This is a genomic window from Hahella sp. CCB-MM4, assembly GCF_002260525.1.
Lineage (GTDB): Bacteria > Pseudomonadota > Gammaproteobacteria > Pseudomonadales > Oleiphilaceae > Hahella.
On the sequence record NZ_MRYI01000019.1, the window covers coordinates 42011 to 64805 of the forward strand.

Genomic DNA, 22795 nt, shown 5'->3' on the forward strand with positions numbered 1-22795 from the left:
GATAAAAGGGCTAATGAAATTGTTCTATGCAATTGGCATGCTTTTGGTATGCCAAATAAAACAATATGTATTTTAATGGTATCTTTTTGGCTGTGGCTGAATTCGGCCAAAAGAGATTAAATGGCTGGCTGAAATGGGTCTTCACGGATTGAGGTGGTGTTGCCGGAATCATCCATGGTCGTCTGAGGGCGGCAGATTTCCGGTGTTAAGCAAAGCGTCGCTGAAAGCTTCTGCCCCGGGACCCAGGGGCTGGCCGAAACTGAATTCTATATAATTTCCGTTCGGGTCCTGTACGCCACAGTAGTAGCCTACAGGGAAGGGATTTTCTCGCGGGGGCCAGATCAGGCAGCCGGCGGATTCTGCTTGTTGGGCAATTCTGTCCACAGCCTCCCGACTTTCCAGAGCAAAACCGAAATGCCGGTAGTCGGTATCTGACAGATGAAGGTCATCTCCTCCATTCATCAGCACAAAGATAAAGTCCTTTTCACGCCCAGGCTCGGCCATCCAGACAATCGATGTTGCTCCATGGTCCCGGCGATGAAATGCCTTCATTCCACAGTAATTACTATAAAACTGGATACAGGCATCGAGGTTCCGGACATGAAGGGCGATGTGGGTCATTCTGGGGCAATGCATGAACGATCTCCTGAGTAAATGGGGAGATGTTGTCACATGAAAGCAGAGCCATGGGCGAGTGAAGCCTGAGATCATGTGAGGCTGAGCTTCATCGTACCTCTTAACGACGCTGCCCCGCAATTTATCCGGAATTATGGTCTAGAATTAAAGGGTCTTCCGCTTTAAATCCGGATCGATAACGCAGATGGTTGTTCCGATGCGCAACCTCCTTTCCAGGATTCTTGTGCCTGTTCTATGTTTGAATCTGGCTGCAGTTGACGGGCTGGCAGCCGACAGCAAGATCAGGGTACCTGTTGTCACTCTTGCCACTCTCGACTGGGAACCCTATGTCGGGCAGGATATGGATAGCTATGGGTATGTGTATGAATTAGTGACCCAGGCTTTCGCACGGGGAGGTTACAAAGCCAGAACTCAGTTCTATCCCTGGGCCAGGGCATTGGATACGACCCAGCGAGGGAAGGTCGATGCCCTGTTTCCTGAGTATTATTCTGCTTCCCGATTAGGGGATTTTGCCTATTCCGACCCTTTCTTAGGCGGCCCGGTTGGCTTTTATATGCGTAGGGACAGTGGAATTGAGTTTTCCATTGATCCGCGTCTGGATCAGCAGTCGGCTCTGATGGGACTGAGTCAGTATAAATTTGGCGTGGTCAGGGGATATCTGAATACTGATGCTTTTGATAATGCCGACTTCCTGTACAAGGAAGAAGTCACCGATGATCTCACCAACCTGCAGCGTCTGTATCACAACCGCGTGCAGTTGATCTTTATCGACAAATTTGTCGCGGAATATCTGATTAACAACCACTTACCCCAGTACAAAAAAGTGTTGGCCTTTCTGGATCCCCCACTGGAGATCAAATATCTGTATGTCGCTTTCTCCAAAAAGGTGCCTGACTATGAGCAGAAGCTAAACGCCTTCAACCGTGGACTCAAGGACATTCAAAGAGACGGGACTATGGAAGACATATATTCCCGTCATGGATTCAAGGAAGTGCTTTGGTATCAAGGCGAAATCTCACGAGTGAGGTAGGCTGTCACCATTGTTCGTCTGGTCAATCTGACTGGGTGATAGGCAGTTCCTCGGGATGGAAATGATCCACTTGAATAGCATCGTCCACTGCCGCTGCGGCTTCAGCAATTTTTTTGGATTCGGATTCTGTGAGTATTTTCAGCTCACGGGCTTGTTGCAACAATTCCTCCAATGGCAGATTTTCGTCCAGTCGATTGTCCTTGAGCGCCTGTTTGAGAGTTTTCTCTGCCGACTCTGCTGCAGTCTTGAGCAGGAAGGCATTTTCCACCCGTCCTATGGGATCATCGGGCTGGGTGCTTCGATAAACGCCGTCTACCAGTCTGTCCCTGGCTACAGAAGGTCTTAGCAGTAGTTCGGCGATAGCGTCTTCTGTGAGGTCATCTGCTGGTTCCATGTGACGTCCGAGTGGAAAAATCACGGTCCTCATGAATATTGCCAGCAGCGGTGAAGGGTAATTTTTTAACGTTTCATGCAGTGCCTGCTGGATATTGTAGAGACAGTGTTTAACAGACCAGTCGAGCAGAGGCACGTCTTCCCGGGGGCATTGATCATCGTGGAAACGTTTTATAACCGTCGACGCGAGATACAGATAGCTCAGGCAGTCTCCCAGTCTTGCAGAGGTTTTTTCCCGGCGCTTGAGATCTCCACCCAGGGCCATCAGTGTGACATCGCTCAACAAGGCAAATGCCGCGGCAAAGCGTGTCAGATGCTGGAAATAGCGCTTGGTGCTGGGATGGTGTTCCGGAACTTCCGCAATCAAACTGCCGGTTAGACCAAGCATCAGGCTTTTTCCGGTAAGCTGAACATTGCGATGGATATGCTTGAAGAAGACGTGATCGAAGGCCTGGAGTCCCTTTTCCCGATCTTCCATTTGAACCGCTTCCATCTCTGAGAGCAGATAGGGGTGGGAGCGAATGGAGCCCTGTCCAAAGATCATCAGGCTACGGGTAAGAATGTTGGCTCCTTCGACGGTAATGCTGATAGGAATCGCCTGGTAGACCCGGGCAATGTAGTTTCGAGGACCCTTGATGACTCCTCGGCCCGCATGAATGTCCATTGCATGGCCGACAACTTTGCGCATTTTTTCCGTGTTGTGATATTTCAGGATCGCGGAAGGGACTGAGGGTTTTTCCCCCTGGTCCAGTAGACCGGCGGTCAGACAGCGAGCGCTGTCCATGATATAGGTGAGGCCACCGATGGGTGCCAGGGCTTCCTTGACCCCCTCAAAAAAGCCTATGGGTAAGCCGAACTGCTCTCTGATTCGGGCATAGGCCCCGGATGTCAGACTGGATAATTTTCCTGCGCCGGTGGCCAGTGCCGGTAGGGAAATGGCGCGTCCCACGGCCAGGCAGTTCATCAGCATCATCCAGCCTTTGCCGATAAAGTCTTCGCCACCAATGAGATAATCCAGCGGTACAAAAACATCCTTGCCCCAGGTTGGCCCGTTCATGAACACGGTATTCAATGGCAAGTGGCGGGCGCCGGTCTGCACCCCGGGAGTATTAGTCGGGATAAGTGCACAGGTCACCCCGCGATCGACAACGTCACTTAACAGCTTGTCCGGGTCATAGACTTTGAATGCCAGGCCGAGAATCGTGGCAACGGGGGCGAGGGTGATATAGCGTTTGTTCCAGTTCAGACGCAAGCCGATCACTTCTTTTCCTTCCCATTCCCCCTTACATACGATGCCTGTATCGGGTATAGCCCCGGCATCTGATCCGGCTTGGGGACCGGTGAGCGCAAAACAGGGTATTTCCTGTCCTTTGGCCAGCCGCGGAAGATAGTAGTCCCGTTGCTTCTGGGTTCCATAATGCATGAGCAGTTCTGCCGGGCCCAGTGAATTGGGCACCATGACCGTGACCGCTGCGGTGATGCTTCGGGTCGCGATTTTCATGACCGCGGTGGAATGGGCGAGGGCGGAAAGCTCCAGGCCTCCGTATTTTTTCGGCACGATCATGCCGAAGAATCCGTTGTCCTTGATGAACTGCCAAATTTCCGGGGGCAGATCGTAACGCTCATGGGTGATTTCCCAATCGTTCAGCCTGGTGCAAAGGTCGTTGACCGGACCATTGATAAAGGCCTTTTCCGATTCGGATAGTTCCGGCTTGGGAAGATTGAGCAGATGGTGCCAATTGGGCAGACCGCTGAATAATTCTCCATCCCAACTGACCGTGCCGGCTGCGATGGCTTCTTTTTCGGTATCGGATAGTCCCGGCAGGACTTTCCTGACCCAATCGAATATTCGGGTGGTCAGGTATTGTTTTCTGATGTCGGGAAGGTTCAGTAAGGTGATTGCGGCAATATAGGCCGCCCAGAGAACCAATAGCCCCATGAGGCTGGGATCTATCAGACTGTAAAGCAGGATGCCGATCGTCAGCAGTAGACTCCAGGCAATGGCTTCTCCCCCCAGATACGCAAGAATCAGAGCTGCCAGTATAAACAGCAGAAATAACGCCATGTCATCCTCCTTGGATGTCTCGAGAAGTTCGTGCTGATCTTTTCTTGGTATTCTCTCGGTACAGGCTTAATCCGACGTTGCCATATCATAGGGCTGAATGCCGATATTTCCATTACCCTAACATCGTGAATGAGAAGAATAAACGGCTTCTTCACCGGCGGTCGTTCTGTTCCTGAACGCAATACGATGGGGAGAAGCCAGTGGGTGAATCTGTATGGCTGTTAATGTCAGGCGGGAGTGAGAATTCCAGGCAGAAGTAAGATGTGTAAAAACGCCAGTTAAGGAAAACGGACAGACACAGGCTGGAGATAAAACTCGGTAGAGAGAAATTGACCAGAGAGAAAGGCTGGTAGAAAGTAAGCTGAGAAAGATAAAAGGGCAGGATCTAGGGTTGATCCTGCCCCTGGTGAGGAACTTATCTGCGCGGAGTGGCAATGATGCGGAAGTCTTTCGGCACCAGGAATACTCCGGGAATGGTGCCCGGATCTGACTTTTCACCCGGGGCCAGGGAAAACTCAAAATGATGCATCAGATGTGCGCATAACAGGAATATCTGCATGCGTCCCAAATGCTCACCCAGGCATCTGCGTGGTCCGAGTCCGAATGGAAAGAATTTATTCTGCAGATCCTTACGCAATGCTCCTTCACTATCAAGGAAGCGTTCCGGCATGAATTCGTCCGGAGCATCCCACACTGAAGGGTCACGGGTGATGCTGTAGTAGTTTACAATCACCGGAGTATTTTTCTTCACGAAGTAATGGTTAATGCTGGTGTCTTTGTTGGTGGCATAGTAAACCGCTGCCATTGGGCTGATCGCCGAATGTCTCAGCACTTCGTTCACAAAAGCCTGCATGTAAGGCATCTTGCTACGGTCCGACATCTTCGGATCTGCGTCAGGGCCGACAACCCGCTCCAACTCTTCGTGCGCTTTCTTTTGCACTTCCGGATGGTTAGCCAAATAGAGTATTGCCCAGCGCTGGGCAAATGTTGGAACGCCTGTTCCAGCGCCTGAAAACTGGGTGAGTGAGCCGTTAACGATATCCTGGTCATGTAACTGGAATGTGTCACGTTCCTCTTTGGTCAGCTTCATTCCGGCTTCCAGCAACCGGTCACACATATCCCGAATATTGTCAGGATCAAAAGACTGACGATGCTCTTCCACGTTTTCGGCAATATAGGCGCTCAGTCCGATAATCCCTTCCTTGAAATTGTCCAGCGAGCGTTTTCTGGTGAGATAAAACAGTGGTCGGCATGGCCCGGGCAGCAGCCCCAGTCTTACTGCATTCATGAAACCGCTGGGAAGAAGGGTCAGGCCATATTCATTGAAACCGTCCTTGTCTTCCTGACTGCAGCGGCGCCCAAAAATAATTTTCTGGATAAAACTGAGGTTGGCCAGCGAGAGGCTTCGGTTGGGATCAAAGGGTTGGCCATGTTGATCCCGCATATATTGGGCCAGTTCCACCGCTTCCTCTCGTAGCGAGCTTTCAACTTCAGCCCAACGACCGGCGAAGTGATCGTGCATGGCGCCGACAAAAACTTCACGGTGTCGTTTCCAGTAGTCCCCGCTTTTCAATTCAAGGAAATGACGCTGAGGTGCTTCCTGAAGGATGTCAAAATCAGCCCGGTCGCTGAAAGTGTCACCCTGATCCACCAGGGCTTTCTTGACTGTCTGCAGGCCGTTCAGGACCAGCAGGTCTTTCCCGGCGATGCCCAACTGGAATACGTCTCCATATTTGTCTGCAAGGCTGCTGAGCTTGAGATGCATTCTGTTGTTCAATAGTGGCTCCAGATTCTCCCAGGAAATTCTAGGTGGTCCCGGTAGGTGTTTTTGTACAGCGGAGGATTCACTAATTGATGAGACGAGTGCTGATTTGGTCTTGCTAAAAATATTCTTCGCTACTGATGATTCCATATCCGCGACTGATGACTTCACAGATGTATCTTCGGCAACGGCTTCTTTTCCTGTTGGGGTGTACATATCTCCTGCGCTCCCTGTTTATATGCCTGTCTGTGTACCGGACGAGGTCATTATTCTGTCGTCCGGATGATGAAAAAATGTCTGCATGGCCCCGTGGTTTGTTGAGGCATCTTTGTCTTCAGGCTATTCCCTCCTGCGGCAGCCTCTGATATGTCCGGGTACGCAGCATCATCAGATTGATTCCTGAGAAGAGAACTACTGAGACCAGACCAAGAGTGATAATGTATGGCTGCATGGGGACCAGCAGCAGAGTTGATATCAAGTCGATCAGAATCAAAACCAGTAAGCTGTTGGAGATCACCTCTCGTTTGAGGAAGCTGCAGACGATAGCCCCTACTGGTGCTCCTACCACTACCACCGGGATTGCGGCATACCAATACTCAACAACACTGGCGGCCGTATCATTGAAAACGAAGTTGTGCAGGTAGGCCCCAATCATTGCGTTGAAGGCCATAATGACAACGGAGGTGGGGGTCGCCACTTTTTCGCAGATTCGAAAATACAGCACCATCACTGAGAAGATTACAATGTCGATGCCGCTGCCCTGCAAGCCACTGATGACACCGCCTGCCAGGCTGGCCGCAAAGATGACTTTCACCTCCCGATAGCCCCAGGCAGGCATTGTGTCATGCCGGTTTTCGCGGCGGATGTTCAGCATTAGCAGCGTCAGCCCGAAACTGGTCAGGATCATACTGAACAGAATCTTAACGGCTGTGGAGGGTATCAGTGGGGCCAGATAGGCTGCGCCCAGATATATCCCAATTGCGCCTGCGATGGTGCTGACCAGAACAATCCTCCATTCTACTGTGATTCTGCGAACGACAATGAAGAACGTAGCTGTGCCCATGCCGACACTTTGAATCATCAGGGAAAACACGTTGGCGTCAAAAGAGGATACCTGCAGCACTTTGGTAAATACCGGGAAAGCGACGGCGCCGCCTCCCAGGCTGGTGCTTCCGGCAACAAAAGAGCCGAACAGCATGGTCAGGGCGACTTCCCAGTGATGTACGACGTAACCCAATGCCTGTAGTGGTCCCAGGCAGATCATCCACACAATCCACACGCAAGCTGCCGTCAGTATCACCGGCCTGATAGTTGAAAGCTTCATAAAGTTTCCAGCCTGGAAAGTAAGCGGGCTCTATATCACCAGTTGTCAGGATGACCGCATGGTGCTCCTAATATGCCCCGACTGAGGCCTGTTGCTGTTTTCTGATCAATGAGCCATCAAGGAACCACTGTTTTGGGAATTTCTCGGTTATCTGCATGACGGGTTTCTTTTGAGAGAAAACCCTGTAGGTGCGGAACAGCAGCATATCTGTCTGATCAATTGAAAACAGGTCGGCAAGGTTTCCGGCGGGTTCCTCTCCCCATTCATCCAGGCTTTTGTAAGTTTCGACCCGGAACAGTTCCCATATCTTTCCGATAGGGGTGCCGGTATTCAGAAGTGTGTCGGCAAACTCTTTGTCCAGGTTATCCTGGGCAATCAGTGAGTCTGCGTAGAGATAGTTCAGTCCGCTGTGTTTTCCCTGCAGAGTGATCATCCGGCGCCATATGGGTTGTCCCTCTGTGAGCGCAAGCATGGGGAGATCCTCGGTGGAAGGAGAGATATCTTCAAAAATTTTGTGGGCGTACAAATCCTCCTGCAGCATTTCCTCTAACAGGTTTGTCATGGTGCCGTCAGAGTTGAGCAAAATCCTTTGCAGTATGCTCAGGTGTTCCTCCAGCTCAAACTGATCATTCTGAGAGCGTAGATTTTCTTTGGATATCTTGATCATGGTGACATTTCCATATGAGCACTAAAAGGGTCTGATAGAGAGCCGGCACAGACAGTCGTGCCGGCTTTTACTACCGTTAGGTGCAGGAAGCTGCTAAAGACCGGTTATTGTTAACAGCCAAATATCATTAACAACCAAAGTATCAGTTACCGGCAATGCTGAAAGCGCTCTGCGTCATTCTCCTGATTTTGAACTGGGGAAGCTTGTGCAGAATCTTGCAGGCGAGATCTCCGGCCTCCAAATAAGCGATCCTTTTCCAATCACTGATATTCGGGAAGTTCATCAGGAAATTTTCAGCTTCCTTGGGCATGCTGTGAGGACCGGTAAGCCTGTATTGAATGGCAAATTGCGGTCCGTGCAGCAGCTTGATGCGCAAACCGGGGTTTTGCCACAAGGCCGGGATCTTGGGCATACAGCCCACCAACTTCGCTATGGAATCCATGTAGTGGCAGTAGTTCACCAGAGAGGCCACCTGTGGAGTGATTCGATATTCATCACGCCAATGCTGAGCATCTTCACGGATGACTCGTCTTTGTTCGGATAGCGAGGGGAGTTCATGCTTGTTACTGCACAGCTGGGCAAGATACCGGGACTGCATTTCAGCAATGGCTGGAACACCGCCCTGTTGTGGCCGCGCGAATCCGACAAACGCCAATGACTGACCGATTTCGGGAATGAACATCTGTTTATACAAATCCCGCATGTCGGAGATCATCATATCCAGGAATGGGAATTCCAGCTTATAACCGGTGCAGAAAACAACGGCATCGATTTCTTCCCGCGTCCCATCCTTGAAGGTCACACCGGTTTCATCAAACATTTTGATGCCGCCAATATGTGGCGTTACCAATCCGTCAGCGATCGGTTTGAATACACGCTCATTCTTGGTGACGGCCTGGTGGAATGATGGTCCGGATTTTATCAGCCACTCACCGCGAATACGCAGGTCCGGGTTACGGCTGTTGATATAGCGGTGGAAGATTCCTTTGGTGATGCCGGCGTGAAAGCGGTGGGGGAGGCGGTTGACGATGCGGGAGGTGAGCCAGGAAGTGTCGATGGTAAAATACTCGTCCTCCTGGAAGGACATAAATCGGGGGGCGACTGCGTGGTATCGGCGGAGTGAGAGGATACACTTGCTGGCAACACTGGATATCTCCGAAGTGATATCGGCAGAGCTTTCTCCCATGCCAACACAGAGCACTCTCTTGCCTTCATAAACGTTCTTATCCCGATAATACTTTGAGTGAATAACGCTTCCGGAAAATTTATCCAGGCCTGGGATCTCGGGCATTTTGGGGTGCTGGAAGTGCCCGGAACATACCGCGACGACGTCAAATTCGGAGGTTTCGACCTGATCGCCGGTAGCGGTCTCAACTTCCCACATTTTGGTGTCGGGGTCCTGTTTGATAGAGCGGACTTCGGTGTTGTAGCGGATTTTGTCGTCCAGGCCGAATTTATTCAGATAGGACTGAAGATACTTGCGGTAATCTGCTTTTGACCAGAATTTAAGGCGCTCGTTGGTTGGCATGAAATCCGAGTAGGCCATAAAGTAGTTTGATATCGTCAGGTGCAGATCGTCATATATTTCATTATGGGAAAATACTCCCCCGGGGTTATCCAGTTTCTCAAAACATATGACGTTGTGACCCTCATCCGTTAATTGCTTAATAGCCGCAATACCAGACAGTCCAGCGCCTATAACAGCTATGCTTTTTTTCATTGTATATCTCCATTACAATTTCTTTATATGATGCGGATGCAATATCTGCGTATAAAATATATTGATGCCTGTTGGACGAAAAATGTTTTTATACATATGTATAACGAGAGCGATATATCAAGCCGCCTGTAAAATATGCTAGATCAGTTTTGCCTATGTTAAATTGTAAAATTGCGACAGATATTGATGGAATTATATGGCCAAGTTTTCTTGCTATTTTATCCAGTACAATACTGTATTGAATAAATGATTGAATGTTCAATAAGTCGACCTGTACCCGTAATTTCTCACTGCCATCCAACAGGAAGTAATCCTTTAATCTCCGGTTATGCCATTTCTGCAACAGCAGGAATATTGGCTCGATCCTCGATGATGCGGGAGACGTTTTCGTTTAAGCCAAATATGACCCGCCGGGTTTCCTCCCAGCCGATACAGGCATCCGTAATCGATACGCCGTATTGAAGATTGTCCTTGTTTGAGGACATAGGCTGTTTGCCTTCATTGATGTGACTTTCCAGCATGACTCCTACAATCGGGCTGCCTTCTCTGATTTGCAGACCGACGTTTTCGGCAACGATAGCCTGGCGTTTGAAGTTGCTTTCCGAGTTACCATGGCTGCAGTCAACGACAATACTCTGACTAAGCCCGGCTGCGCCCAGCATTTGCTCGGCTTCATTGACACAGCTCCGGGTGTAGTTGGGATGTCTGCCTCCGCGAAGGATGAGATGGACATTGGGGTTGCCCGTACTGTTGATCAGTGAGATGCAGCCGTCCGAGTTAATGCCCAGGAAGCGGTGTGCAGACGTGGCGGATTTCATGGCATTGACGGCAACATTGACGTTTCCGTCGGTACCGTTCTTGAATCCTACCGGCATTGACAGGCCACTCGCCATTTCACGGTGAACCTGGGACTCCGTGGTACGTGCGCCTACAGCCACCCAGCTTATCAGGTCGCTGAGGTACTGCGGGGTCATTGGGTCCAGTGCTTCGGTTGCTGCCGGTAGTTCCAGATCAGCCAGGAACAGGAGGAGCTCCCTTGCGTTGTGCAACCCTTGTTCAACTTCAAAGGAGTCGTCCAGGTAAGGATCGTTGATGAACCCCTTCCAGCCGACAGTTGTGCGTGGCTTTTCAAAGTACACCCGCATAACGATAAACAAGTTTTCCTTGTAGGCATCGTGCAGTTCCTTTAACCGATACGCATATTCTTTGGCTGCTTGCATATCATGGATTGAACAGGGGCCGGTTATTACTAATACTCTCGGGTCTTTTTGTTGAATAATGCGGGAAACTGTATTTCTTGATTTAATTATCATTTGAGTTATATCTCTTCCGGCAGGATATATCTCGCGGAGTTTTGCGGGACTGATAATCTGTTGTTCGCCGGAAACATGTACGTTATCGATCTTATCCAGTGAGACTAGCATCCTTTTAACCTCGTTTTGTTTCCATAACATTGTCTGGTAAAAGCCAAGAGCTTGACCTTCAACTTAAGAGTCATATTCAGATTAAACGCAAAGGGAAAATGTCAAATAGTACAATTGCGACAATTTTGAGGATAAAAACGAGCGATCGATCGGAAAGGTATTGTAAAACTGCAAGCTGTGAATTATGTCAAAAATTAAATATGGATGATGTTTAATGATGATATGTTGTTTTGTTGATAAAGGAAAAGACTGTTAAATAAATCGATGGAAGAGCTGACAGACAAGTTGATAGAAGGATTGTCGACGAATTCGAGAGAAAGTTAATGGGACAGGCCTGTGTCGACCCGGGACGAACCCGGTGCGACAAGCGAGGCGCTCAAGGAAAAATTAATCTGTATATATTCTGCGGTATCTGTTTGGGGTAACCCCATAGATATTTTTAAATTCGCGGTTGAAGTGGGCCTGATCGTAGTATCCGCAGCGATAAGTTATCTCCAGGCAGGAAAGTGTCTGGCTGTTGGTCAGCATTTTTCTGGCGACATCTGCACGTAACAGCTTTACCAGTTTCTTGGGGCTCATTCCCATTTGTTTTTTGAACAGTCGTTGCAACTGCCGGATATCCACACCAATTTCTTCCACCAGGGACTGCAGTTCAATGTCGTATTGGTTGGCTGAAATTGATTTTAGTGCGGCCAGGACAACGGAGATGTTGTGGTCGGGCTCTGACAGGTTGTAGGCCAGCCAGGTCTCTATCGCAATGATCCGTTGTTTGTCTGTAATGCAGGATTCCAGGAATTCAAAAAAACGTTTGGGTAGCATGTACCCTATGGCGTAGAGGTTGTGGAAGGTATTATGGAATTTACTGAGGTCGGCATCGAAAAACAGGGAGAAGGTTCCCGGTTTGAACCGGATTCCAATGAGGCTGACTTTTCCCTTGAGTTCTAGCTGTACTTTTTTTGAGTTGGCGCCATCAAAAAACACACCTTTGCCGAGTAGCTTCTTGTTTAACAGTATGTTGCCTTCCAGATTGATTATGACGCCTACCCCCCCATCAGGGTAGAAATCCACCACTTCACTTTGCTCATAGTTGCCTGTGAGCATCAGATAGTAGTTCACATAGGGCGACAACAGTTTCCCCGGATAGATTATTCGGCCCGGTTGAACATCCTTTTCACACTCTGTATTCATCACTTTTTCCAACGCAAATATGATTATTAAGCAGTTGGACCAACCTGTTTGCCACAGCTTTCCACAACAAGGCCAGCGTATGTTGGCCAAAGGATTCACGCGCATCCTTGGATAAGGCGCAGGTGTATACCGGAGCGAAAGTTCATCCAAACTAGTTGATGAAAAAACAAGAGGGGCTGTTATGACGATCTGACACTCATATGGTTCTCTCCTATGGAAGATTGACTAATGATTCCTTCAAACAGAAACACCTCCAGATAGTGCTTCTGTCAGTCAACTGTATCTTTCGAGCGCATTGGAACTGGCCTGTGTTGGCTTTATGAAAGCCAACAAGACTGGCAAACGCTAACGATGACTGTCAGTACGCGACGTGCGCAAGACCTGACTTTGTACCTCTATTTATTATTAATATGGTAACCAAAATTACATGTCAATATGGTGTATCTATTAAAAATGATATAGGTAATTCGACTTTTGGATTAGTTATCACAACCTATCGATCAATCGGGCTGGCGCAAATCACACCCGTACAGGGTGATGATTCCCCGGGTTGTCCTAATCCAGAAGCTGCTTGATACGTGCTTTGAGCATTTCAATTGCAACGCGGTTTTTTCCTCCTCGTGGAACAATGATATCGGCGAATTGTTTCGAAGGTTCTACAAACTCAAGAAACATGGGTCTGACGGTTTTTTTGTATTGTTGGACGATGGATTCCATGGTCCGTCCACGTTCTTCCATATCGCGTCGCAACCTGCGCAGCAAGCAGATATCAAGAGGGGTATCCACGTAAATACTGGTATCCAGGCGTTGTCGGATATTTTTATCGCTTAGCAACAGAATACCTTCAACTATGATGACCTTTCGCGCTTCCATGGAAATTGTCTCGCGGCTACGGTTGTGTTCCTTGAAGTCGTAAACCGGAACATCGATCTGGCGATCCTCTCTCAATTCATCCAGATGTTCGACGAGGAGATCATGATCAAAGGCATTGGGGTGATCATAGTTGGTGAGAATTCTCTCGGGCATCTCCATATGGGATTGGTCTTTGTAGTAAGAATCCTCCTTGATGATACCGATCTGCCAGGCTCCGACCTCTTCCTTCAGTTCTTCGTAGATAGTGGCGGACAAGAGACTTTTTCCTGAGGCAGAGGCGCCGGTAATTCCGATAAAAATGGAGGACATGTTGGGTTTCCAGATCGTCAAAAGAGCCTAGTTTAACGATTCAGCCTTTATCGATGAACTATTTGTTACAGGTCGGCACAGAAAGTTTCGGATGATGTGGAATTGACCAGGGATTTTTGAGCCTGCTGTATGATGGCATCGGTTAATTTCTGGCTCATCGAGCTTTTCAGATCCCAAATGTGCCAATAGAGTTCTATGTCCAGAGGGCAGTCCGGGATCAGTTCAACTACCGCGCCTGAAAGCTGAAGGTTTTTCGACTGTACATCTGGAACCATTCCCCAGGCATGCCCCCGGCAAATAAACTCAAGAAAGGATTCTGTCGAGGGAATTCGATGGGGAGGGTGAACGGGCTCTATCTGGTGATATTTCTGCAAATACAGCTTCTGCAGATCGTCTTTAAAGTTGTATTCCGCATAGGGCGCCTGTTGGATCGACTGCTTTGTAATGCCGTCAGGGAAGTATCGCTCAATATATGAAGGCGCTACGAGACAACGGTATACCATGGTTCCCAGATGAAAACAGTTACAACCGCTTATCGTGGATGAGCTGCTGCTGATACAGCCAATGACTTCGCCGTTATGCAGCAGCTCATGGGTACGATCCTGGTCGTCTACCCTGATATCCATTCGCCACTGGCTTTCCTCGAGCATTGGGGACAAGGCTTCCAGTAACCAGGTCGCCAGACTGTCGGCATTGGTGCCGATTGCCAGAGGGCGGGGAGTCGTTTCCTGCATATTAAATTGTGTGATCATTTCTGTTTGCAGATGATCAATCTGTCTGTAGTACTTCATCAAGCGTAAGCCATCATCCGTGAGCCTGGCAGGAGACTCCCTGATCACGAGAATTTTCCCCAGAGATTTCTCCAGCTGACGTATCCGTTGTGAGATGGCCGATTGCGTCAGAGACAGTCTCCGGGCGGCTTTCTCAAAGCTGCCCTCGTCAATGACCGATGCCAGAGCCTGAAGTTGTCTTATGTCCAGCGTCATTAGCGCCTCTAATGTCTCAGAAATATTATTAACTGTCCTAATTTTAGTGGCTGCCCTAATCTTTGCGCAAATCTTATGTGGACAAAACAAATCTTCTGTGGACAAAAAGAGAAAGGAAAATGGGGATTACATTATTCAAGGGGTTTATTACCGCCGGTAGCCTGATTGTTGCCATTGGGGCACAGAATGCCTATGTGTTAACTCAAGGACTGCGCGGACAGTATGCGTTGACGATTGCGGCTACTTGTATTGTGATTGATGTGTGTCTGATCTATGCAGGGATTGCCGGAGTCGGCGTTGTGGTTGCCGGGGAGCCGGTATTGCTGTTGGGAGCGGCTCTCGGTGGAGCTTTGTTTTTAACTGCTTATGGTGCACGGGCATTATACTCTGCGTTCAATGGACAGAGTATGAATACCGGGGGCAGGGTATTGCATTCGCGTTCGAACGCTATTTGGGTCACCGCCGCTATCTCCTTGCTGAATCCCCATGTGTATCTCGATACGGTATTACTCATCGGCAGTATCGGCGGGCAGTATCCCATGCCGGAGCGGATATGGTTCGGTGCCGGTGCCATGCTGGCTTCGACCACCTGGTTCTTGGTTCTGGTGATTGGTGCGCGCCGTCTTGCCCCTCTTTTTGCGAAGCCTGAGACCTGGCGTATGCTGGATGTTCTGGTGGGGATGTTGATGTGGTCCTTGGCCGCAACCTTGTGGTGGCAGGCTTTTGGGTACTATCCAGCCGTCTCCGGCGGGGCTTCCCTGGAATTCTTTAACGGCTAGCCGGTCAGGCCGGTTGCCGGTGCGGCCATACTGGTAAGTTTGATTTCTGAGGTCTAGACTTCTTATAGATTCGTCGGAATGCAACATCGCAATCTGCGAAAGGGGGAACGTCGTGGATGCGACGATATCCGTTGTTCGTAGTCTGGCAAATGAATTCGTCGAGCTGACCAATACTGCCTCTCTGTTTTGGTTGTGCTCTCTCTTGATACCGGCAGGCGGCCGGAGGGAGAGAGCGGGTCAAAAAAAACTCCTTCATATCTTCCCGATTTCGGCTTTCTTAACTCTTGGATCCGGACATGCCGGATATCTTCTCCTGCCGTGTCCACAGACAAGGCCGGATCAAAGCGTATCAGATTACTTCGTAACAGGCGGATATCCCTTATAGCCTGTCAAAGGTGAGCAACTATGTTGTTGGCCGTTATTCTTGTTGTCATTGTTATCGCGTCCGTGCTGTTTCATGTGTTCAGTCCATGGCATGCCACGGAAGCCGCATCCAATTGGGGATCAATTGATCATGCGTTGTTGATAACGATCGTGATAACGGGGATTTTCTTTGTGGCGGTTGGGATTTTTGTGGCGGTGGCTATATGGCGCTTTCACCATAAGCACGGTAAGCGCGCGGCCTATGAACCCGAGAACCGTAAGCTTGAGTGGTGGCTGATCATCATCACTTCTATCGGCATTATGGGGATGCTGGCGCCAGGGTTGGTGGTTTATAACGATTTTGTTCATGTCCCGGAGGATGCTGCCATTGTTGAAGTGTTCGGGCAGCAGTGGCAATGGTCCTACCGATTGCCCGGAGAGGACGGGGAGCTGGGCACTTCGGAAATAAAGTGGGTATCGGCGGACAACCCTCTTGGGGTGAGTCCGGAGGATCCTAAAGGACAGGACGACCTGATTGTTGTCAGCAATGAGATCCACCTTCCGCTGGGGCAGCCTGTGAAGGTGTTGTTACGATCGAAAGATGTTTTACACAACTTCTACATCCCCCAGATCCGCTCCAAGATGGACATGGTTCCCGGACTGGTGTCCTACTTCTGGTTCACACCTACCAAAGCCGGTAAATACGAAATTCTGTGCGCGGAATTTTGCGGCGTCGGACATTACAACATGCGCGGCATCATGTGGGTGGATGAGGCTGAGGATTATCAGCAATGGTTGGGAAATCAAACCACCTTTGCTTCCTCTCAGAGCAGCAAGTCGATGGCGGCCTCTTCCAATCGTCAGATACAGGGGCGGCAGCTGGCAGAAAATCTGGGGTGCACGGCCTGTCACAGCCTGGATGGAAGTAACAGCCTGGGGCCAAGCTGGAAAGACCTCTACGGCAAGACAGAAACGCTGACGGATGGTTCTACCATTGTTGTCGATGAGGACTACATCAAAGAGTCCATCTCCCAACCCAAGGCCAAAATTGTGCAGGGATTCCCTCCTGTGATGGTGGCCTACAACCTGGACGATGAGAATCTGGCGGCATTGATAGCTCTGATCAAGTCTCTGGCTCAGCCGTCGGAAGAGAGTAAGGATTCCGGTTCACAGGGAGCTACTGATCAGAAGGGTCATGGAGAGAAGACGGACCCTGGAGAGCTGGTAGGTCATGGAGAGCAGGCGGCTCTTGGAAAACGGCTAGTGCAAAACCTTGGGTGTACTGCCTGTCACTCAACTGATGGTCGTCAGGGTGTCGGGCCGACCTGGAAAAATCTGTTCGGAAAGAGTGAAACGCTGGCTGACGGAAGTACGGTGATAGCGGATGAGCAGTACCTTGAGGATTCCATCCTCCATCCTGGGGCTCAGGTGGTGAAAGGGTTTTCTCCAGTGATGCCGACATACTCCATGAATGAAGAGGATCTGGCTGCTGTGCTTGCCTATCTGGAGTCATTAAGCGAGTAAGCCGAAACCTGATTGCAAAAGTTGTGGAAAAGGAGACGAATCAGACAGGGGCATTTGAGAAGAGGACGATGTAATGGCCTATGCAGAACTTGCGGAAACTGAAGAGCTTCACGAACCGAAGAGCTTCATTACCAAATATATCTGGAGTCAGGATCACAAGGTGATCGCGATACAGTACTCCCTGACGGCGATTTTTGTCGGGCTGATTGCATTGGTGTTGTCCGGACTGATGCGCATGCAGATCGGTTTTCCCGGTAGTCTCGAATTTATGGATGCCTCCACCTACTATCAGGCCATGACCATGCACGGCATGATCATGGTGATCTACCTGCTGACGGCGCTGTTCCTGGGTGGATTCGGCAACTACCTGATCCCCTTGATGGTCGGTGCCCGGGACATGGTGTTCCCCTACGTCAATATGCTCAGCTATTGGTTCTATCTGGTTTCGGTTATTGTCCTGATTGCCAGTTTCTTTGCTCCGGGAGGCCCCACTGGCGCAGGCTGGACATTGTACCCACCCCAGGCGATCACGCAGGGAACGCCCGGTGCGGATTGGGGAATCGTTCTGATGCTGGTGTCCCTGGCCATATTTATCGTGGCTGCCACCATGGGAGGGCTGAACTACGTGACGACTGTCCTGCAGGCGCGAACCCATGGAATGACCCTGTTTCGTATGCCATTGGCGGTATGGGGAATATTTGTTGCCACCATTCTCGCGTTACTGGCCTTTCCTGCATTATTTGTCAGTGCGGTGATGATGTTGTTCGACCGGTTGTTGGGCACCAGTTTCTTTATTCCCGCGATCATTTCCCTGGGGCAACCGCTGGATCACCAGGGAGGCAGCCCGATTCTGTTCCAGCACCTGTTCTGGTTTTTCGGACATCCGGAGGTCTACATCGTTGCGCTGCCGGCGTTTGGTCTGGTCTCCGACCTGATCAGCACCCATGCCAGAAAGAATATTTTCGGGTACAGGATGATGGTATGGGCCATTATTGCGATTGGCGTGCTGAGTTTTATTGTGTGGGCGCACCATATGTACGTTAGCGGGATGAATCCCTATTTCGGATTTTTCTTTGCTACCACCACGCTGATTATTGCCGTACCAACGGCCCTGAAGGTCTATAACTGGGTATTAACGCTGTGGCGGGGAAGTATCCATCTGACCGTGCCCATGTTGTTTGCTCTGGCATTTATCCTGACCTTCCTGGTCGGTGGCCTGACCGGTCTGTTTCTGGGGAATGTCATTATTGATGTGCCCTTGTCAGATACCTATTTTGTCGTGGCCCATTTTCATATGGTGATGGGAGTCGCCCCGATACTGGTGGTGTTCGGGTCCATATATCACTGGTATCCCAAAATTACCGGCAGAATGCTGAATGAGAGACTGGGACAAGTGCATTTCTGGATTACCTTCCTGGGGACTTATGCCGTCTACTTTCCCATGCACTACCTCGGATTTCTGGGCATGCCCCGTCGCTACTATGCGTATGAAAACTTTGAATTCATTCCCCAATCAGCCCATGACCTGAATGCCTTTATTACTGTCGCAGCGCTGATTGTCGGCGTCAGCCAGATCCTGTTTTTGTTCAACCTGTTCTGGAGTTTGAAACACGGTCGGAAGTCCGGCGGCAACCCCTGGCATGCCAACTCTCTGGAATGGCAGACACCGGAAACACCACCCAAACATGGTAACTGGGGATACAAATTGCCGGTTGTGCACCGCTGGGCATATGACTATAGCGTGCCGGGAATTGAGCAGGATTACCTGCCACAGACCGTATCCGAAGAAGAGTTGATACGTCTCAGGGAGAGTGAAGGCGGCCAGAAATCAACGGACCAGGAAATGACAGGAAACGCAGATTCCGAGGGAGGTGAATAATGGCGCATTCTCCTCAGATGCGAACCCTGGATCTTGGTGAGCCAGGGGGATGGTCTTCGCCAGACCCGGCGGGCGGGTTGTTATGGCGTTTTCAGGCGACAAAGGTGGCTGTCAGAATATTGTTGGCGGTTGTCACGTCTCTGTTCATGCTCTTTGTGGTGACCTTTATCGGCCGTTCCCAGTTCAGCGACTGGCAGAGTCTGACGGGGCCTCTCGGCCCGTTGGGGAATACCTCGGCATTATGGGTCAACACGGCGTTTCTGGTACTCGCCAGTATCAGTATTCAGGTGGCACGGATGGCCTCCAGGAAACACCTCCGGTCAACGGTGGCTGCCGCAACCGTGATCGCCGGAATGATGGCGGCGGCCTTTATTGTGGGACAGGCAATACTGTGGGGGCGGCTGGCGGAGTTTGGATTTACCGTATCCGTGAATCCGGCCATTAGTTTCTTCTATCTGTTAACCGGGCTCCATGCCATCCATATTGCCGGTGGCCTGATCGCCTGGATGCGCTCTATGGAAAGGGTCTGGCAGCGCCAGGCCATGCCGGTTGTCAACGCAGGGTTAGAGCTCTGCGCAATCTATTGGCACTACTTACTGTTCGTCTGGCTGGTTCTGTTCGCTTTACTGACCAGTAAACCGGAAACCTATGCAGCCATTGCGGCTCTTTGCGGATTGAGGTGAGATCATGGCAGCAGATTCCACTTTGAACCCTTCTACCAGCTCAGGCTGGAAACAGTTATCCCAGGATTGGGCTTCCGATAAAGAAGCCTTTAAGGGAGTACCCTGGGGTAAAGCCATGATGTGGATATTCCTGCTGAGCGACACGTTTATCTTTTCCTGTTTCCTGGTGGGGTACATGTCCGTCCGGATGACGACCACCGATCCCTGGCCGATCCCCAGCGAAGTCTTTGCCCTGGATATCGCAGGACGATCCATTCCCCTGATCCTGATTGCCATTATGACATTCGTCCTGATCTCCAGCAGCGGCACCATGGCTATGGCCGTCAATTTCGGTTATCGGCGGGACCGCCGGAGAACGGCGGCACTCATGGTGATCACCGCGATGTTTGGGGCGACGTTTGTTGGCATGCAGGCGTTCGAATGGAGCAAGCTGATCGCCGAAGGAGTTCGCCCCTGGTGGAATCCCATGGGCGCGGCCCAATTCGGCTCATGTTTCTTCATGATTACAGGATTTCACGGTCTGCATGTGTCCATTGGCGTTATCTATCTGTTAACCGTCGCTTTCAAGGTGTTTCGCGGTGACTATGAGCGACGGGGCAACTACCAGATTGTCGAAATTGCCGGACTGTACTGGCACTTTGTGGATCTGGTATGGGTGTTTATTTTTGCATTCTTCTACCTGTGGTGACCCAGGGAAAATCTGGTAGTTCTGTTCACTCGGGATTAGGAAGACTTCTCTAAGGTTAGATAAAGGGAGACTTCTAAAAGGTCAGAAAAGAGGAGGGTAAGGTGATGCCACATATTGAAGGCCAACAGCACCCCATCGGTCTCTACCTGAAAATCTGGGGATTATTGTTCGTGTTGAGCACCATGTCCTATCTGGTGGACTATTTCCATTTGCATGGAATGCTGCGTTGGTCGCTGATCATCTTGTTCATGTTGCTGAAAGCGGGATTGATCGTTTCGATCTTCATGCACATGGCTTGGGAAAGGCTCGCCATCATTTACGCCATATTGATCCCACCGCTATGCCTGTTGGTACTGATTGGGTTGATGGCGTCCGAGGCGGACTACATTTTCTGGGCACGAGTCTTCTTCTTTGGACAACCCGCCGAGGCGTTGGCAGGTCATCCATAAGAAGAGATTTAGCGGCAGGTTCTTATATCAGTTGTTTGAACTGATGCCACTTGTGTTGCCAGAACACGGCCCAGTGAGGGGAGGCCGCGCCGGTACCGGCGACCTGAAGAGAATGATGATGGCTGACGACCCGGTCCAGAATCTCTTCCTGGGAGGGTTCTACATCCACAAAGAATATATGTTTACCTTCTTTCAGGATCTTCTGGAATTTGCGGAAGTGCTCATTGGGTTCCTGTATGCCGCGTAATCCGCCTTCCCAGATAGAGAAGCCCAGAATGACGATTGACAGGAATATAAACGGAACCCAGCCTGCTGCGGTTTCCGTCAGTCCGGTCAGATAGGCTCCAACCAGAATTACGATGGCAAGGCTGACGCCAACGACGGCTCCAATCTCACCTGAGTGGACGACATCCTTTTTCATAAAAGATGTAACGTCGTGAAGATGGTGTTGTTCGACTTCGGCATCGTTTTCGCTAAGAACATGGATCTGTTCCGTATTGATACCATTAGCTTCCAGTTCGTCTTCAACGCTTTCGAGGTCATCCAGGTCATCGCTGATGTAATAGTGCCGATTCATGACACACCTCCCATCGCATATTTTTAATGATAACCCTGCATCCAGGCGTCTTTATGGTCTTCAGGTTCTCACCGTCGCCCAAAGGCCAAAGGTGCACAACGACGTCGGAATTCACTTTCCTGTGTGCCCTGTATAAGTCTAGCACCACCCTGAACGATTGTCAGAGTGGTGCTGGGGCGTTGAACTGCCGAAAGCCCTATAGTTTCTGGGGCTGGAGCTGTTCTTCAAGTGTTCAGGAGCGGCACTTATTGAAAGCTCCGACTGCAGCCCGCAGATCCTTCAGGTTGATCTCAGTGTGCGTCACCCTGGATTGCAAGTCTCCAATCATTACGTAGAGATGAAGCTTTTGGCTCTTCGCCAGCCGATTGATCAGATCGTCTGACAACACTGCATGCGAGGGAATGGCTTGACCGGTAAAGGGAATCAGCTGTCCTTTATCGAGCCGGACGCCGCTGCCGCTGGCATTCAGATGTATCTCGGAAGATGCGTTGAGAATTAAATGCTGTGGCTGAACGGAGACCCAGATTTGAGAGGTAAACCGGTCATCATCCACTTGAATGGTGTGGGTGCTCAGACGGCAGCCACTTTCGTTGCCGTTCCAGACCTTGCGCAGCTCCCATATTCCGTAGGTTCCCAATATCTGGTCCGGCTTGGAAGGCTGTTCCAGGTTTTGCAGCAGTTTGTGCAATGAGTCCTTGGTATTCTGTTTAGGTGCCGCCGCCTGGGCCACGGCCTCTTCAGTTACTGCGTCCTGCCCGGCATTGCTGGAGGGCATGGCAGTAATCGCCTGTCCTGCCGCAGGTGCCGGAGCACTATTCAGATCTTTGATAATCTCACGATTCTGAATACTGTCTTCCTCCGATGCAGAGGATACCTGCGTCGTGGAAGAGGTTGTTTCATGGGGGCTTTGGGTGGAGGCTTGAGCCGTTTCAGGCGCAGTAGCCACAGACACATAAGTCAAAGCCTTTGCGATGTCTTTTGAAGTGGGCTCCGGGATTGTTGGATCCGCGGCTGCGGTCTTCTCAGTGACAGCATCTTCAGGCTTGTCCGGCGCGGGCGCAGGTTGAGAAGAGACTTCGACAATCGTTTCCTGCGTCGGCTCGTTGTTGGTGTCTTTGGATACCAATGTTTGAGAGCCGACGGTTTCTGTTGTAGCCGGAGCAGATGAGACAGGAGTCGCTTCTTCCAGGATCTGTGCCTGGGATGACTCTGTCTCGATTCCAGGCGATTCCTGGAACAGGCTGCACCCTTGCAGGGTGTTTAAGAACATACCACCGGCCAGCATCAAAAGTGATGTGCGGACATATGGGATAGAGATGGTGTTGATATAAACGGATACAGCATTATTTGCTTCAGACTTCATCCTGACCGTCTCCAGCTGGTTATCGAACTTCGTTATTGTTGAGGTTGTCGGGAGTCGTTTACCACATTGATAACTTCCCTAACATGGCAGGCTATCACCTGTTAGGGCATAAA

The 22795-nt window shown here is 50.3% G+C and carries 19 protein-coding genes; 7 read left to right on the forward strand and 12 right to left on the reverse strand.

Annotated features, from left to right (window positions below; genetic code table 11):
* Positions 1 to 168: 168 nt before the first annotated feature.
* Positions 169 to 636 (reverse strand): VOC family protein, encoded by a 468-nt coding sequence (locus tag BTA51_RS24290; protein WP_094711670.1) that lies wholly within the window; start codon positions 634 to 636, stop codon positions 169 to 171.
* Positions 637 to 859: 223 nt separating this feature from the next.
* Here BTA51_RS24290 and BTA51_RS24295 point away from each other — a divergent pair, with 223 nt between their 5' ends.
* Positions 860 to 1666 (forward strand): ABC transporter substrate-binding protein, encoded by an 807-nt coding sequence (locus BTA51_RS24295; RefSeq protein WP_246841176.1) that lies wholly within the window; start codon positions 860 to 862, stop codon positions 1664 to 1666.
* Positions 1667 to 1688: 22 nt separating this feature from the next.
* On the opposite strand, the gene BTA51_RS24300 is transcribed toward BTA51_RS24295, so the two are convergent.
* From BTA51_RS24300 to BTA51_RS24340, 9 genes are all read right to left on the reverse strand, one after another.
* The gene (locus BTA51_RS24300; RefSeq protein ID WP_094711671.1) at positions 1689 to 4124 is read right to left on the reverse strand and encodes an acyl-CoA dehydrogenase; all 2436 of its coding nucleotides are present in this window, start codon (positions 4122 to 4124) and stop codon (positions 1689 to 1691) included.
* A gap of 415 nt (positions 4125 to 4539) precedes the next feature.
* Positions 4540 to 6102: a cytochrome P450 gene (locus BTA51_RS24305; RefSeq protein WP_094711672.1), complete on the reverse strand. Its 1563-nt coding sequence runs from the start codon at positions 6100 to 6102 to the stop codon at positions 4540 to 4542.
* 118 nt (positions 6103 to 6220) lie between these two features.
* A complete protein-coding gene (locus BTA51_RS24310; protein ID WP_094711673.1) occupies positions 6221 to 7210 on the reverse strand; it encodes a sulfite exporter TauE/SafE family protein in 990 nt (329 codons plus the stop codon).
* Positions 7211 to 7277: 67 nt separating this feature from the next.
* Complete coding sequence (locus BTA51_RS24315) at positions 7278 to 7877, reverse strand: chorismate pyruvate-lyase family protein (RefSeq protein ID WP_094711674.1); 600 nt, start codon at positions 7875 to 7877, stop codon at positions 7278 to 7280.
* Positions 7878 to 8019: 142 nt separating this feature from the next.
* A complete protein-coding gene (locus BTA51_RS24320) occupies positions 8020 to 9597 on the reverse strand; it encodes an NAD(P)/FAD-dependent oxidoreductase (protein ID WP_094711675.1) in 1578 nt (525 codons plus the stop codon).
* Positions 9598 to 9923: 326 nt separating this feature from the next.
* On the reverse strand, positions 9924 to 11051 hold the full coding sequence (locus BTA51_RS24325; RefSeq protein WP_371333224.1) for a 3-deoxy-7-phosphoheptulonate synthase: 1128 nt from the start codon (positions 11049 to 11051) through the stop codon (positions 9924 to 9926).
* A 357-nt stretch (positions 11052 to 11408) separates the two neighbouring features.
* Positions 11409 to 12209 carry a helix-turn-helix domain-containing protein gene (locus tag BTA51_RS24330; protein ID WP_168188280.1) on the reverse strand — a complete coding sequence of 267 codons (801 nt, stop codon included), beginning with the start codon at positions 12207 to 12209 and terminating at the stop codon, positions 11409 to 11411.
* 555 nt (positions 12210 to 12764) lie between these two features.
* Complete coding sequence (udk, locus tag BTA51_RS24335) at positions 12765 to 13391, reverse strand: uridine kinase (protein WP_094711678.1); 627 nt, start codon at positions 13389 to 13391, stop codon at positions 12765 to 12767.
* Between the two features lie 65 nt (positions 13392 to 13456).
* Entirely contained in the window at positions 13457 to 14377 is a 921-nt protein-coding gene (locus tag BTA51_RS24340) for a LysR family transcriptional regulator ArgP (protein ID WP_094711679.1), read from the reverse strand.
* A gap of 119 nt (positions 14378 to 14496) precedes the next feature.
* On the opposite strand from BTA51_RS24340, the gene BTA51_RS24345 reads away from it, so the two are divergent.
* The 6 genes from BTA51_RS24345 (at position 14497) to BTA51_RS24370 (ending at position 20742) form a co-directional block, all read left to right on the forward strand.
* On the forward strand, positions 14497 to 15156 hold the full coding sequence (locus tag BTA51_RS24345) for a LysE/ArgO family amino acid transporter (RefSeq protein ID WP_094711680.1): 660 nt from the start codon (positions 14497 to 14499) through the stop codon (positions 15154 to 15156).
* Between the two features lie 405 nt (positions 15157 to 15561).
* Positions 15562 to 17043, forward strand: coding sequence for a cytochrome c oxidase subunit II (locus tag BTA51_RS24350; RefSeq protein WP_094711681.1), 1482 nt, complete (start codon positions 15562 to 15564; stop codon positions 17041 to 17043).
* A gap of 73 nt (positions 17044 to 17116) precedes the next feature.
* Positions 17117 to 18922: a cytochrome c oxidase subunit I gene (gene ctaD, locus BTA51_RS24355; RefSeq protein WP_094711682.1), complete on the forward strand. Its 1806-nt coding sequence runs from the start codon at positions 17117 to 17119 to the stop codon at positions 18920 to 18922.
* Entirely contained in the window at positions 18922 to 19605 is a 684-nt protein-coding gene (locus BTA51_RS24360; protein ID WP_246841177.1) for a cytochrome c oxidase subunit 3, read from the forward strand. The genes ctaD and BTA51_RS24360 overlap by 1 nt, the downstream gene beginning before the upstream one ends.
* Positions 19606 to 19609: 4 nt before the next feature.
* Positions 19610 to 20293, forward strand: coding sequence for a heme-copper oxidase subunit III family protein (locus BTA51_RS24365; protein WP_094711684.1), 684 nt, complete (start codon positions 19610 to 19612; stop codon positions 20291 to 20293).
* A gap of 104 nt (positions 20294 to 20397) precedes the next feature.
* Positions 20398 to 20742: a cytochrome C oxidase subunit IV family protein gene (locus BTA51_RS24370; RefSeq protein WP_094711685.1), complete on the forward strand. Its 345-nt coding sequence runs from the start codon at positions 20398 to 20400 to the stop codon at positions 20740 to 20742.
* A 22-nt stretch (positions 20743 to 20764) separates the two neighbouring features.
* Here BTA51_RS24370 and BTA51_RS24375 read toward each other — a convergent pair whose 3' ends face one another.
* Complete coding sequence (locus tag BTA51_RS24375) at positions 20765 to 21319, reverse strand: hypothetical protein (RefSeq protein ID WP_094711686.1); 555 nt, start codon at positions 21317 to 21319, stop codon at positions 20765 to 20767.
* A 232-nt stretch (positions 21320 to 21551) separates the two neighbouring features.
* Positions 21552 to 22682 (reverse strand): hypothetical protein, encoded by a 1131-nt coding sequence (locus BTA51_RS24380; RefSeq protein ID WP_094711687.1) that lies wholly within the window; start codon positions 22680 to 22682, stop codon positions 21552 to 21554.
* Between the last annotated feature and the right edge of the window lie 113 nt (positions 22683 to 22795).

What these genes read in the sequence shown, in the direction of transcription:
- BTA51_RS24310 (WP_094711673.1), bottom strand. Translation starts at nt 7,210, where the DNA reads ATGAAGCTTTCAACTATCAGGCCGGTGATACTGACGGCAGCTTGCGTG.
- BTA51_RS24345 (WP_094711680.1), top strand. Translation starts at nt 14,497, where the DNA reads ATGGGGATTACATTATTCAAGGGGTTTATTACCGCCGGTAGCCTGATT.
- ctaD (WP_094711682.1), top strand. Translation starts at nt 17,117, where the DNA reads ATGGCCTATGCAGAACTTGCGGAAACTGAAGAGCTTCACGAACCGAAG.
- BTA51_RS24360 (WP_246841177.1), top strand. Translation starts at nt 18,922, where the DNA reads ATGGCGCATTCTCCTCAGATGCGAACCCTGGATCTTGGTGAGCCAGGG.
- BTA51_RS24320 (WP_094711675.1), bottom strand. Translation starts at nt 9,597, where the DNA reads ATGAAAAAAAGCATAGCTGTTATAGGCGCTGGACTGTCTGGTATTGCG.
- BTA51_RS24350 (WP_094711681.1), top strand. Translation starts at nt 15,562, where the DNA reads ATGTTGTTGGCCGTTATTCTTGTTGTCATTGTTATCGCGTCCGTGCTG.
- BTA51_RS24375 (WP_094711686.1), bottom strand. Translation starts at nt 21,319, where the DNA reads ATGAATCGGCACTATTACATCAGCGATGACCTGGATGACCTCGAAAGC.
- BTA51_RS24290 (WP_094711670.1), bottom strand. Translation starts at nt 636, where the DNA reads ATGCATTGCCCCAGAATGACCCACATCGCCCTTCATGTCCGGAACCTC.
- BTA51_RS24370 (WP_094711685.1), top strand. Translation starts at nt 20,398, where the DNA reads ATGCCACATATTGAAGGCCAACAGCACCCCATCGGTCTCTACCTGAAA.
- BTA51_RS24300 (WP_094711671.1), bottom strand. Translation starts at nt 4,124, where the DNA reads ATGGCGTTATTTCTGCTGTTTATACTGGCAGCTCTGATTCTTGCGTAT.
- BTA51_RS24305 (WP_094711672.1), bottom strand. Translation starts at nt 6,102, where the DNA reads ATGTACACCCCAACAGGAAAAGAAGCCGTTGCCGAAGATACATCTGTG.
- BTA51_RS24330 (WP_168188280.1), bottom strand. Translation starts at nt 12,209, where the DNA reads ATGAATACAGAGTGTGAAAAGGATGTTCAACCGGGCCGAATAATCTAT.
- BTA51_RS24340 (WP_094711679.1), bottom strand. Translation starts at nt 14,377, where the DNA reads ATGACGCTGGACATAAGACAACTTCAGGCTCTGGCATCGGTCATTGAC.
- udk (WP_094711678.1), bottom strand. Translation starts at nt 13,391, where the DNA reads ATGTCCTCCATTTTTATCGGAATTACCGGCGCCTCTGCCTCAGGAAAA.
- BTA51_RS24365 (WP_094711684.1), top strand. Translation starts at nt 19,610, where the DNA reads ATGGCAGCAGATTCCACTTTGAACCCTTCTACCAGCTCAGGCTGGAAA.
- BTA51_RS24325 (WP_371333224.1), bottom strand. Translation starts at nt 11,051, where the DNA reads ATGTTATGGAAACAAAACGAGGTTAAAAGGATGCTAGTCTCACTGGAT.
- BTA51_RS24380 (WP_094711687.1), bottom strand. Translation starts at nt 22,682, where the DNA reads ATGAAGTCTGAAGCAAATAATGCTGTATCCGTTTATATCAACACCATC.
- BTA51_RS24315 (WP_094711674.1), bottom strand. Translation starts at nt 7,877, where the DNA reads ATGATCAAGATATCCAAAGAAAATCTACGCTCTCAGAATGATCAGTTT.